This is a genomic window from Candidatus Nomurabacteria bacterium, assembly GCA_020632395.1.
Lineage (GTDB): Bacteria > Patescibacteriota > Dojkabacteria > SC72 > JAHDCA01 > JACKFQ01.
This window is the reverse complement of sequence record JACKFQ010000005.1, coordinates 24,839-37,676: the sequence shown is the minus strand read 5'-3', so window position 1 is coordinate 37,676 and position 12,838 is coordinate 24,839. Positions and strand designations below refer to the sequence as shown.

Genomic DNA, 12,838 nt, shown 5'->3' with positions numbered 1-12,838 from the left:
TGGAGAAAGTGGGTTAGAGAGTTTTCACTCGGCTGGATAAAACAGGGGTTGGAACCAAGACCTGTCACAAGAGATATGAAATATGGAGTCCCAGTCCCAGTTAAAGGATGGGATAACAAAGTGCTTTATGTATGGATCGAAGCAGTTATTGGGTATTTATCAGCTTCGATAGAGTGGGCCGAAAAGCGCGGTACACCTAGTGCTTGGGAAGATTTCTGGAAAGACCCTAAATGTAAGCACTTCTACTTCATAGCCGGTGGTAATGTACCTTTTCATACGATATTGTGGCCGGCAGAGCTTATCGCGTATAACGAAAAATATAACTCTGATGAGGAATTCCGGAGATTTCTCCTTCCGGGAGAATCTAAGCAAAAACCATTGAACCTACCTTTTGATGTACCCGGCAATAACATGCTTTTCTTTAAGGGAAAGAAAATGTCCAAAGGTGATGGGACTGGGATATCCGTAGATGATCTTATCGAGAGATACGGTGCTGACTCGATCAGATATTTCTTTGTGAAATATGCTCCAGAGAAACAAGATAGAGATTTTAGTTGGAAGGATTTTATCGAAGCTAATAATTGTGAATTAGTAGCTAATCTTGGTAATTTCATATATAGAACACTCACTTTCACATATTCGAAATTCGATGGCGTTGTACCAAACGGTCAGATAGATAGCGAGGTGAAAGATCAGATATCAAGCGCTTTCAAAGAGGTAGCTGGGCTTATAGAAAAGGCTGAATTTGTTAGGTCAATAGAGCGAATTCTTGAACTTGGACATTTTGCCAATAAATATTTCAATGACAGTAAGCCGTGGGAAACGTTAAAAAACGATCACAAAGCAGCAGAGAACTCTATCTACAATAACATTCAAATCGTCAATGCCCTTCGAATACTCTTAAAACCATACACACCTTTTGCCTCTGAAGTATTAAGAACAAGTATTTCCTTATCTGGCGAATATGATGCCAATATTGACCTTGAAAAGAACGGTGAAGTTTCCGAATTACATGACACATGGAACTTCAAAGAGGTCCCCGTCGGACATAAGATCAATGAACCAAAGATCCTCTTTGAAAAATTTGAGTATACGGATGAGTTAAAGAATATCGATAATCCACCAGATACTCTACAAAAAGATCCTATCATCAATTTTACAGTATCTGATGAACTAAAAAGTATCCCTACAATATGGAGTTCATATTACGATCTAGATTGCAGGAAGCTCAAACCACAACAACGTTCAATTCTTGATGAAATGGTGCATGAGGTCATAGATTCACTACCTGGGGATTGGAAGAAAGACCCTAAACTTGTTGGGTTCAAAAATTTACATGATAAATACTCTTCGAATAAAGATCTCCCAGGATCAGTAGAGCTACTCATCGAACGTATCTTAATGGAAGGTTCACTACCGAGGATCAATGCATTTGTAGATATCTACAATTACGTATCTATCAAAACAGGTGTATCTATAGGTGCGCATGATATTTCAAAATTAATGGGAGATCCTGTACTGAAATTATTAGATAAGGACAAGGACTTTTTAGAGATCGGAACAGGAGAGATGGTTGTCGCAAACAAAGGAGAATACGCCTATACTGATCAAGCGGGCATCTTATGCAGACTGGACATCAAACAATCCCAGCGAACTAGAGTATCAGAAAAAACAAAAAATATTCTTGTTATCTTTCAAGGACACGAAGATATAAGTGTCAACGATCTAGAAGATGCGAAATCTCTCTTAGAAGAACTCGTATTGAAGTTTGAGTTGCGGAAAAGGGAGGTATGATCACAGGAGTGAGGGTTAATATATCAAAACGCCTAGCACAACTGTCGATCCGCCACCCAGCCTACAACCGCTGTACCATCACCCAACCCTCAGCCAACCCAATTCCGACCAATTCCTGCCAAACTGCTTCAGTGATATATGGGATGAACGGATGCATGATCATTAGATTTCGTTTCAGCAGGTACACCATTTTAGTAAGCGAGTCTACCCGCTCTTCTGAACCTAACTCACTGTCAGCTATAGATCGTTTTGTTTCCTCGATCCAAACATCACAGTACGTTCCCCAGAAAAATTCACGGATAGCTTCTGCCCCTAGATGATACTTATGATCATGATGATATTTTTGGATCTTCTCATAAAAACTTTTGTTTGTACTGATATGTAAGTCATCACCATTCTGATCCCAGATCTCTTCGTATTTCTTCAGACCAGATGAAATTGCTAAAAGCTCACTATCATCAATATTTGTAAGCAGGAACCTACTAGCATTCCAGATCTTGTTAACAAAGAACCTATTTCCCTTGATCTTCTCTTCTTGCAAAGGTGTGTTTGAGCCTGGAAGAGCGTCATTGTAATACCATAATCTCAGAGCATCTGCACCGTATTTATCAAACACATACCCTGGTTCAACACCATTTCCTCGTGATTTTGACATCTTATCCCCATCAGAAGCCAAGATCATCCCATGTAGGAATACTGTATCAAAGGGTGTTTCACCGGTTTGATACAGCCCCAGCATCATCATTCGTGCTACCCACCAGAAAAGTATATCTCGTGCAGTTTCCATAACCTGAGTAGGATAGTATTTCTTGAAGTCTTCACCTTCCGGTCCACCAAGAGTAGAGAATGGCCACTGCCCTGAACTGAACCATGTGTCGAATATATCTGATTCTTCTTCCAGATATAATTCGGAGATTTCGCCATTCCAAGCAGGATCTTCGGTTGGACGAGAATCTGACAGAATGACATTACCTGATCCTTTGGCTTTCTCTCCAGTTTGCTCCTCCCAGTCTTTGACTGTATAACCAGGGTTATCTTGCAACCAGTCATACATTGCTTTACCACCGCTATACCAAACCGGGATACGTTGACCCCACCATAATTGTCGAGAGATACACCACGGTCTGATATTTTCGAAGAAATGTAATATTGCTGATTGTTGCCCCTCCGGGATCACACGGGTCTTACCTTCTGTAATAGCCTTGATTGCTATTTGGGCAAGAGGTTTAACATCTACAAACCACTGATTTGAGATCATAGGTTCTATTGGGGTACCACACCTCTCGCAAACAGCTACTTCATGCTTAATATTCTCGATCTTTACCAACAAACCCATTTCATCAAGCTCTTTAACCAATGCCTTGGAACATTCGATCGTACCCATTCCTATAAATCTTTCAGGTATCGCTCCTGTCATTTTTCCAGTTTCATCAATTACATTTACGACCTCTAACCCATGCCTCTCTCCCATCTCAAAATCTATCGGGGAATGTGCTGGGGTCACTTTCAAAGCACCTGCTCCTAGCTCAGGATCGATCTCATCATCAGTAATGATCGGAACAGCCCGCTCAACGAAAGGTACAATCACTTTCTTGCCTACAAATGCTTGGTATCTTTTATCCTCTGAGTGTACTGCTACGGCTGTATCAGCCAACATGGTCTCAGGTCGAGTTGTAGCAACCATGATCCCTCGATGACCCAGTTCCTTTTCGGCTTTATCATTATCAGACTCATCTGCGAAAGGATAAACAATATAGGCAAATATTCCTCTAAGCTCCTTGCGCTCTGTATCGACATCGGCTAGTGCTGTTCTGCAGTGAGGACACTGATTGATTATGTACTTACCCCTATAAACCAAGCCATCCTCATACATTCGGTAGAAAGTTTCATATATCACTTTGGTTAATCTTGGATCTAATGTGAAGAAATCACGACTCCAATCAGCTGATAAACCGATGCGCTTTTCTTGGGTTTGGGCTGCTTTTGCAGCATCCATACAAAACTGATAGCACATCTCGTAAAACTTCTCGCGACCTAATTCCCATTTATCGATACCTTCCTTAGCTAAGATCTTTGTATAAACAGCCTCTGTTTGGATACTTGCATGATCTTTACCTGGTAAAAGAAGTGTTGGTTCACCTAACATTCTATGATATCGACCCATCGCATCCTGAAATGAATATCCGCATGTGTGTCCTAAATGTAATTTCCCATTTGCATTAGGAGGTGGCAAAGTTATTGTAAATGTCTTCTTTACCTCTTCTCCTCTATCTTTGAGGATCTTCTCCATTGTTTCAGGGCGAAAAAGATCATTTTCTTCCCACATTTCATATATCCTTGACTCCGCTTCAGCTGACTCAAAACTTTTGGGGATACTATCAATTCTTCCGGCCATGGCTACTATTCGATCAAATAATCTAAAAGCCGTCCTCACACAGCAGGACCGATATTGCTGTGCAAGGACGGCTTTCACCGTGTACCACCTTGCTTCCCTTATACATCACTGTATAAGGCTTAGTACGTACTTCTTTCGAATATACGCTGTTGTTATTACGGTCAACATCCGCCGGATTCTACTACTCTAAAAACATTCTTTAGGTTTCTTTCCGGACCTCAAGGGTGACAAGCCCTTTCTGACGGTTTTCAATTGGTTGTGGTTGATTATATCATATTTGACGATTGTACCAATGTCGTTTATAACTATTTTAGGAATAATGACTGATCACCCATGATGGTTACCAAGTAACGGGTTGCCTTTGGGAAAAAGTATGGTAGAATCCCTGCGAATGGAAAGTATATGTAACAAGGTTCCACAACATAGACGCAAGATCGGCATTACACAACAAGGTCTTGCAGCAAATGTCGGTGTAAGCCGACAGACCATAATCGCTCTTGAGAAGGGGAATTATGTGCCTTCGGTGTTATTAGCGATCAAGATCAGTAAGTTCTTTCAACTACCACTCGAAGAATTATTTGAGATCAAAACATTGACAAGATGAGAAAATTATCAAAAAAAGAACTGATGAGTGCGATACTTTTCGCCCTCTCATTAACGATCACACTGATCCTTTATGAATTCAAGATCTCTGCAGTTTTGACGCTTATCGCGGTCATCGCGACCGTTTCAGTACTACTGATGTTCTCTAGATATGTGATGAGGGAGAGAACTGCTGTTGTAGATGCACTAACAAATCTACACCCTTATCTAAATAGTGCCTACCTCTCAATCACAACCATCCTCATGACATTAACTATTGTGCAAATGTTCTCAAACAACCTGGATCTCTGGGTTCCACTTACACTTGGTGGGATGGTTCTATCCAAAGGTGTGGGTTTGATCTACGCCTCGTAACGAACTTTTGTTCTACAGCTATAGCTATATACTCCATCTCCTACACCTAAGTATATGTGCAACAAAAAACTCATTATTCTGGTATAATTTGCGATATGAACAATAATACTGAAACCAATCGTGGCGAAAGACGCCCTTCCAGAAGATCAAGAAGGTCTAAGCGAAGCCGAACAATATCAAATACACACCCAAAAGATCAGGTACTGCGAGTATGTGCTCTTTCTGGAACGTCTGAAGTGGGTAGGAATTGTAATTTTATTGAGTACGGTGGCGATATTTTGGTAATCGATGCTGGATTTTCCTTTCCTGGACAAGAGTTATACGGTATAGACTATCTAATACCAAATATTTCATATCTGAAGAAGAATAAACATAGGGTCAAAGGTCTCCTGATCACTCACGGTCATCTTGATCACACCGGTGCTATCCAATACATCATGGAGGATCTCGGTAATCCAACTATCTATGCAGGAACATTTGCCAATGCCCTGATCAAAGACAAGCTAAAAGAAACTAAGATCCATGGTAAAACAAAGCATGTAAACGTACATCGCAACACAAAGATCAAACTAGGTGTGTTTGATGTCACATTTATCGGGGTCACTCACAGTATCCCAAATGCATTTTCGATCTTCATTGAGAGCCCAGGAGGCAACGTATTCTTCTCGGGAGACTACAAGATCGATATGGAGCCAGAGAACGAACTACAGACCGATTACAAGGCCTTAGAGGCGCTCAGAGGGAGAGTAGACCTGGCATTGATGGAAAGTACCAATCCAGATGTTGAGGGTAAGGCGAAGTCTGCTACAGAGATCGCAGGAAATATCGAAACAATTATCAAGGCACATAACGGTAGGGTTGTAATAGCGATGTTCTCATCGATCCTCTCTCGGCTATATTCAGTCATAAAGATCGCTGAGAAGCAAAAGAAAAAAGTGTTCGTTTCTGGTAGGAGCTTGAACACAGCACTACGGATCGCAAGAGAGCACAGATATATATCATTTCCTGACGGATTGATCCTTCAGGATAATAAAGTATCAAGATATCCCGATGATCAGGTCCTTTTCATCTGTACAGGGAGTCAGGGAGAGCGGTATTCCGCATTGAATCGGATCTCTTTGGGTGAACACAAGCATTTCAAGATACGATCTGGTGATCTGGTGATGCTTTCAGCCTCAGAGATACCTACAAATGTTGGTCAGATCGAAAAGATGACCGATAGGCTTATCAAACAAGGTGCCGATATTCTTCAAAATGATACCGAGTCTATCCATGAAAGTGGCCATGCCCTAAAGATGGACATGAAGATCATGTATGACATGGTACGACCAAAAGAGGTCTTACCGATTCACGGAAGTTTGACCATGAGATACAAAAATCGAAAGAATTATATCTCTTGGGGTGCTGACCCCGAAAAAGTGCATCTGACTGATGATGGTCAGGTATGGGAGCTACGAAATGGAAGATGGAAAAAGGCAGAACAGGTAGAATCAAAGCCTATCCTGATCGACGGATTAGGTGTAGGTGATATAGGAGATGTTGTATTGAAGGATCGAGAACAGTTGGCAGAATATGGAATGGTGACAGTTATGCTCAACTTAAGTTCGAAAAATCAACATCTTATTGGAAACCCAAAATTTGTTTCTAGAGGTTTTGTTTATGTAAAGACATCTACAGATCTTTTCAAGCAGATGGAAAATATCGTTTTAGACATACATAAAGCATGGCTAAAGAAAGGCGATGCTGAAAAAGTTCACAATACTAAGTTACTTCTTGATAATATCGAAAAGGATCTCTCTTCATTTATCTACAAAAAAACAGAGAGAGAGCCTATGATCTTACCTGTGATAATCTAGTTCTATGGACGAGCACGATCCTGTTCTAAAGACAGAAAGGGTGCCTATCGATGAGATCAAACCCAAGGATAGAAGAAAGGGTTATCCTCTTCATGTTCCACTCTGGTACACCAAACTGTTTGAAAAGGTTCCCGGACTAATTACATGGTCCTTACTTCTTCTTCCAATTTTTTTCTCTTTGATCGGATACCCACAGGTTGTTGTGACATATGTGGCATTTTTGGTGATCTATTGGTCGTACAGAGGTTTTCGGTTTCTATTCGGTTTGATAGTGGGCTATCGAAGAATGAAAAGGGATCTTAAAGAAGATTGGGTAGGAGAGATCAAAAAGCTCAATAAAGAACCGATGAAGTACGTCTATATATGCCCAATCGTGAAAGAGGACCTAGAAGTACTTGACCCTGCGATCGAACTCTTTGCAGCTCAAGATATCGGTTCAAAAAATATTTCGATCGTTTTCGCTCTTGAAGAGAAATATACTGATGACAGTGTACCTACGATCAAAACACTCATCTCAAAGTATAAGGATAATTTTCGTGAGATGTTCTACATCGTCCATCCGTTTGGGATCCCTGGCGAAGTTTCTGGTGTGAAAGGTGCGAATATTAACTGGGCTACAAGACATTTTGTAAAATACATCGAAGAACGAGGGGAGAAGATGGAGGAGTATCTGCTCATCACCTGTGATAGTGACCTAAGGCCACATCCAAAGTATCTTTCTGCGATCACATACAAATATTTCACAGCCAAAGAACCTTTACGAACTTTCTTTTCCACTGCAGTTCATACTTTCAACAATAATATCTGGCGTGTGCCCCCGATCAACCGTGTCTTTGCACACTCACTCACTTTGGCGATCTTTCATTCGTGGGTTGTAGATAAGAAGTATAGGGATACCTGGTCTTCGTATCTGGTGAATTTGAGAACTGTACACGATGTCGGATATTGGGATCCTGAGGTTGGTATTGATGACACAACTTTCTACTGGAATGCTGCGATCAGGTTCAAAGGAAATTTCAAGGGTGAGGAGGTCTATATCCCTACATATAACGATGCCGTTGAGAATGAAAACTTCATCAAGAGTCACAAGTCATTATACAAACAGCAGTTACGATGGGGGTGGGGAATAATCGTTTTTCCGATCACGTTGGCAGGATTCTACAAAAACCCAGAGATCACATTCCTGACCAAATTAAGCATGTTTTTGAAACTCTTCAATAATCAACTTCTTTTCCTGACTGTGATCTATACGATCACACTTTCCACCCCCATACTAAATATTCTGAGTCCTGAATTCCAATACAGCTCAGCTTCATACAATCTAGCCAAAGTCATGAGCACTATACTCACCAGCCTCATGTTCTTGAACATCCCTGTATACATAGTCAGAACAAAACTTTCACCACTTCCGAAAGATTGGAAGTTCTGGAGAAGGCTTCTGGATTTTGGTGAGATCGCTTTGATCACAGTAAATATGCTCACCTTCGGGTTCATACCAAAGATCCAAGCACAAACAGAGATGTTGTTCAACAGATTCAGAGATAAATATTATGCAACTGAGAAGGTTATAATAAAGAAATAACCATTGAGTGCGAATAACTCTGTTTGTAGGGTTGTAAATGTGCCTCACAGATGGTATTCCACTGTTTCAACACTATGTTATACTAACCCATATGGTAAAACTGCCTTTCCTTTCAAATAAGCAATCTTCGCCTAGCCAATTCGACGAGAACGAATCTGTGCTTGCGATAGATATTGGAACCGAGATGTTAAAGGTTCTACTTTTCAAGATCGACGAACTAGGGATCGTTGTAAAAAAAGTTGCTCGTGTAAATCAGCAACAGAATGCCATGAGCAAAGGCAAGATCCACAACCTAAATACCGTCTTGGAAAATTGCACTCTTGCAATAAACGAGGTAACTTCAGGTTTCGAACCAGAAGAACTCCCTAAAAAAGCTGTCATGGGGATAGCTGGTGAATATGTGCAGGGAGTTTCTATCATTGTGAATTACGAAAGAGAGGAGCTGTTCGATCAGGATGTGACATCTCAGGAGCAGGAGAGGATCATTCAGACGATACACGATCAGATCACATCAGAAGGTAAAGCGGATCTGGCAAATCGCACAGGATTAGCAGAAGAAGATGTAGATATCCTTCACATAACTATCACCGGTATGGAGATCGGAGGAATGACAGTAGATTCATTGATCGGTTTTCGGGGAAAAAATGTAAAGCTATACTTCTATGCTTCATTTGCACCTAAAACCTACATCGAATCATTAAAGAAGGTCGCCATAACACTCGGATTAGAATTATTAGGTATCGTTGCACAACCTTTCGCAGTAGCAAGGGCGTATGCCGGAGCAAGGAACAAAGATTTCTCAGGGATATTTGTTGATATTGGAGGTGGTACGACAGATGTCGCTGTGGTAAAGAATGGAAATGTACTGGATTCACAGATGTTTGCTTTCGGAGGAAGGGTTTTCACAAAAGAAATCGCAAAGAAACAGGGTCTCGATTACAGACACGCCGAATCCAGAAAATTAAAATATTCAAACAATGATCTCGATAAAGAGATTCATGCAGAGGTAAAAGCAATATCGTATCAAACCTCAGAACTCTGGATGAAGGCCCTTAGATCAGCCCTAGACTCTTTGGATGATGTTGAGATGTTCCCAAATCAAATATTTCTATGTGGCGGAGGTGCATTACTACCCGATATTCGAAATGTTATGCTGGAATTCCCTTGGACCAGAAGACTGAGATTTGCTTCAGTACCAAAGATCAACATCTTTTTACCTGAAAGACTGTATGGGATAATTGATGAAACAGGAGATCTGAATAATGCATATGATGTAACCCCGGCGGCATTGGCACGTTTTGCATATGACAAGATCAAGAATCCGGATAATTACTATTTGAATATCTAACAGATGGAAGAGGCAAAAGTAAAAAAGATAATTGTAAATTCAGAACACGAGCTCACAGACCTAGTAGATGCTATCAGATCTACAGATGCGGAAAACCTGATCATCTCATTCACAGAACCTTCTGATCTACTTGTTAGTCCTGTCGGCATAGAGGTTCTTGTTGAGATAGCAGACGAAGAGGAGAGATCTTTGATCTTTCAGGTATTGGATAACCCAGCGGGGACAAGGAATATTGTAGAAGCAGGGGCTGTTTACACAGATACAATGGACGAGATCCCATCTGAGTTATGGGAGATGGCATACACAAGTATGAAGAACAGGAAAAGGGATCTTACAGATTCCCTAAAAAGGACTTCTTCTGCATTATCACATCGTAAAGAAACCGATGACGGAACAACCGTAGTCGATAAGACAGAGGTAACAGAAACCGCTGAGGAGCAACTTAATGCCAAGACAGATGAAGATGACGGATCAAACTTAGAAACAGTAGGAGCTGATGAAGCCACAGATCCAATGACGAAAAAAGAGCTCGAGAGGTCTGAATTCCAACAGAGGATCGACAGGGTCCTTCAAAAATCCAAAGAAGAGATAGCAACCGGAAAAGGTAAGATGGTGACCCACGGAGGTCTTGCTATAGCCTTGGATCACGATATATCTGCCGAAGAAATCGAGGAGGTAAATAAAGAAAAAAGCTCGAATGAGCCTCTTATCGAGGATAATTCGATGTTCGATACGATCAAACAAACTGAGAGTGCTAATAAAAAGGTCACCTTCGACAAACAGGATAAACTTGACCTTACAGGCAAAGATCTGATGAATCGAAACAGGTCGGGACTCACAGAAGACAGGTCTATCCCGATCACAGGGTTTCCCAAAAGATCTAGTATGAACAACAAGGGCGTGTCAGCGTCTGGAAGTGCCAACAAAACCCTTCCGGAATCTATTCAAAAGCTCGTTACACGGTTCAAAACTTTACTAGGATCTAAAAGATTTCGCAAATTTGGTTTGATCCTTGTCGTGCCGATCGTTCTAATCGCTATAGCTACTGCTTATGCGATATATACATACACACCATTAGTAAAGGTCAATATCTATATTGAGAGTAGACCGGTTGCTGCAGAGAGAACCTTCACAGGAGATACCTCAGTAACAAACTTTGATCTTGAAAATTCAAAAGTACCTGTAAAGAAGGAAACCTTGAAAAAAGAGCGTTCTGACAGCACCGCTGCTACAGGTCAAGCCTCCAGGGGAGAGAAGGCTACAGGGCAGGTTAGATTCCTCTGCGGTCCAATTGATGGAGAATTTGATGTTCCCAAGACTATCCTCGCTGGTACAACCTTAACTACTAATGATGGTTTACAATATGTATTGATCTCAGATGTATCCTTCACTTGCCCTAGTGCAGATTTTCCTACAGGAACGGCCGAAGCTGCAGAATTTGGTGCAGATTACAATATCAGTTCGGGAAAAACTCTCGAGATACAGGGAGAATCTGACGTTGCTGCTACAACAGAAACTTCTTTCACAGGGGGTTTCGAGGAGGAATATACTGTGATCTCACAAGCTGATTTTGATAGGGTCGTTAATCCTCTTAAGGAATCTGCATTTAACGAAGCAGAGGCAGAATTGAAGAGGATGGAATCAGACGGATGGGTACTCGTACAAAATTCCGTCAAGAGTGAGCTAGATGGACAGGTTCTCACGGATCTACCGGTTAGTGCAGAAGCAGACATCTTGAATGTGACTGTTAAGACCGTCAGTACAGCCCTTTTTTATAAAAGACAGGATGTTGAGTCAGTAGCAGAAGAGCTCTTGATCCAGGTTGCTCAGGAGGAAGATCTATTTAATACGGAGAATGAATTGGATCTACAGCTTTCTAAGGATATCAATTCAGAAGTAAATGTCACTAAGATCGAGGGAGATCAAATAACCGTCGTCCTGACAGTATCCGGATCAGTCAAACCAGAGGTAAACAAAAATGACATCCTCGACAATCTTAAAGGGAAAGATCTCACTGAAGGAGCAAAATACCTAGAAAGTCTATCTTTTGTAGCGAAAAAGACGGAGATAAGTTTCAAACCTGATTATTTCCCTGTAAATCTTAGATATTTTCCTACAAGGCAAGGAAGGATCCTTTTGAATGTAAAGGATGTTGAGCCAGAGGTCACAGACGAGGTTCCACAGTAAAAGCGATCTTTGTTCTTGTTCTTACATTGTTCTTACCTTGTACTTGCCTTATTCTTGTCTTATTCTTACATTGTTCTTGCCTTATACTTACCTTGTACTTGCATTGTTCTTACCTTTTTCTTACATTGTTCTTAGCCCCTGCACTATCATTACGATCATACTGTCGTTCTATTCATTTTGATTCTGATAGGTGTTTTGATCTTTAGGCTTATGGTGTTGTATTAGTTAAGCTCTACTATGGGTGGAATGGTGATCTAACGCTCACGATAACGCCTCGCGAGTTTATAGGTGACTTCAATAACATGATATAATCCCTCGACGTGGAGAGGTGCCTGAGTGGCCTAAAGGACACGCTTGGAAAGCGTGCGTACAGGAAACTGTACCGCGGGTTCGAATCCCGCTCTCTCCGCCATCCCGCTAACTTATAGTGTGAATGGGTGGAGCAAAGTACCCTATGTACTTTCGAATATGCATGTACTCTCTATAAGTAAATCCCAACATATATTGTTGTACCACAAATAACAATTTTTCTTTCGGGGGGTCTTTTCTTGATTAATTAGTGGAAGATCTTTTAACACCCTAACAAGCTGTTATTAAATCATAATAAGATATTTCGATTTATACCCTTAGATCTCGCAATTCCCATATAATACTAAATTTCTTCCCCAACTAAACAAATGTTATCCTTTAATCAGTATTCTACATTTATGAGCATCTGA

General features: G+C 40.9%; 8 protein-coding genes and 1 tRNA gene. 8 read left to right on the top strand and 1 reads right to left on the bottom strand.

The features are described from left to right. Positions 1-1,794: class I tRNA ligase family protein (locus H6763_03825; GenBank protein MCB9803933.1), on the top strand; the 1,794-nt coding region annotated here is incomplete at its 5' end. A gap of 61 nt (positions 1,795-1,855) precedes the next feature. Here H6763_03825 and H6763_03820 read toward each other — a convergent pair. Then, a complete protein-coding gene (locus H6763_03820) occupies positions 1,856-4,189 on the bottom strand; it encodes a valine--tRNA ligase (protein ID MCB9803932.1) in 2,334 nt (777 codons plus the stop codon). A gap of 373 nt (positions 4,190-4,562) precedes the next feature. Between H6763_03820 and H6763_03815 the strand changes: the two genes are divergently transcribed. The 7 genes from H6763_03815 (at position 4,563) to H6763_03785 (ending at position 12,531) form a co-directional block, all read left to right on the top strand. Next, positions 4,563-4,793: a helix-turn-helix transcriptional regulator gene (locus tag H6763_03815; protein ID MCB9803931.1), complete on the top strand. Its 231-nt coding sequence runs from the start codon at positions 4,563-4,565 to the stop codon at positions 4,791-4,793. Next, entirely contained in the window at positions 4,790-5,146 is a 357-nt protein-coding gene (locus H6763_03810; GenBank protein ID MCB9803930.1) for a hypothetical protein, read from the top strand. The genes H6763_03815 and H6763_03810 overlap by 4 nt, the downstream gene beginning before the upstream one ends. A gap of 95 nt (positions 5,147-5,241) precedes the next feature. Next, complete coding sequence (locus H6763_03805; GenBank protein ID MCB9803929.1) at positions 5,242-7,002, top strand: ribonuclease J; 1,761 nt, start codon at positions 5,242-5,244, stop codon at positions 7,000-7,002. 4 nt (positions 7,003-7,006) lie between these two features. Beyond that, the gene (locus tag H6763_03800; GenBank protein ID MCB9803928.1) at positions 7,007-8,584 is read left to right on the top strand and encodes a glycosyltransferase family 2 protein; all 1,578 of its coding nucleotides are present in this window, start codon (positions 7,007-7,009) and stop codon (positions 8,582-8,584) included. Between the two features lie 91 nt (positions 8,585-8,675). Next, positions 8,676-9,932, top strand: a complete 1,257-nt coding sequence (gene pilM / locus H6763_03795) for a pilus assembly protein PilM (protein MCB9803927.1) — start codon at positions 8,676-8,678, stop codon at positions 9,930-9,932. Between the two features lie 3 nt (positions 9,933-9,935). Further along, complete coding sequence (locus H6763_03790; GenBank protein ID MCB9803926.1) at positions 9,936-12,119, top strand: baseplate J/gp47 family protein; 2,184 nt, start codon at positions 9,936-9,938, stop codon at positions 12,117-12,119. A 322-nt stretch (positions 12,120-12,441) separates the two neighbouring features. Beyond that, positions 12,442-12,531, top strand: a tRNA-Ser gene (locus H6763_03785). Positions 12,532-12,838 lie beyond the last annotated feature (307 nt).

What these genes read in the sequence shown, in the direction of transcription:
- H6763_03820 (MCB9803932.1), bottom strand. Translation starts at nt 4,189, where the DNA reads ATGGCCGGAAGAATTGATAGTATCCCCAAAAGTTTTGAGTCAGCTGAA.
- H6763_03815 (MCB9803931.1), top strand. Translation starts at nt 4,563, where the DNA reads ATGGTAGAATCCCTGCGAATGGAAAGTATATGTAACAAGGTTCCACAA.
- H6763_03810 (MCB9803930.1), top strand. Translation starts at nt 4,790, where the DNA reads ATGAGAAAATTATCAAAAAAAGAACTGATGAGTGCGATACTTTTCGCC.
- H6763_03805 (MCB9803929.1), top strand. Translation starts at nt 5,242, where the DNA reads ATGAACAATAATACTGAAACCAATCGTGGCGAAAGACGCCCTTCCAGA.
- H6763_03800 (MCB9803928.1), top strand. Translation starts at nt 7,007, where the DNA reads ATGGACGAGCACGATCCTGTTCTAAAGACAGAAAGGGTGCCTATCGAT.
- pilM (MCB9803927.1), top strand. Translation starts at nt 8,676, where the DNA reads ATGGTAAAACTGCCTTTCCTTTCAAATAAGCAATCTTCGCCTAGCCAA.
- H6763_03790 (MCB9803926.1), top strand. Translation starts at nt 9,936, where the DNA reads ATGGAAGAGGCAAAAGTAAAAAAGATAATTGTAAATTCAGAACACGAG.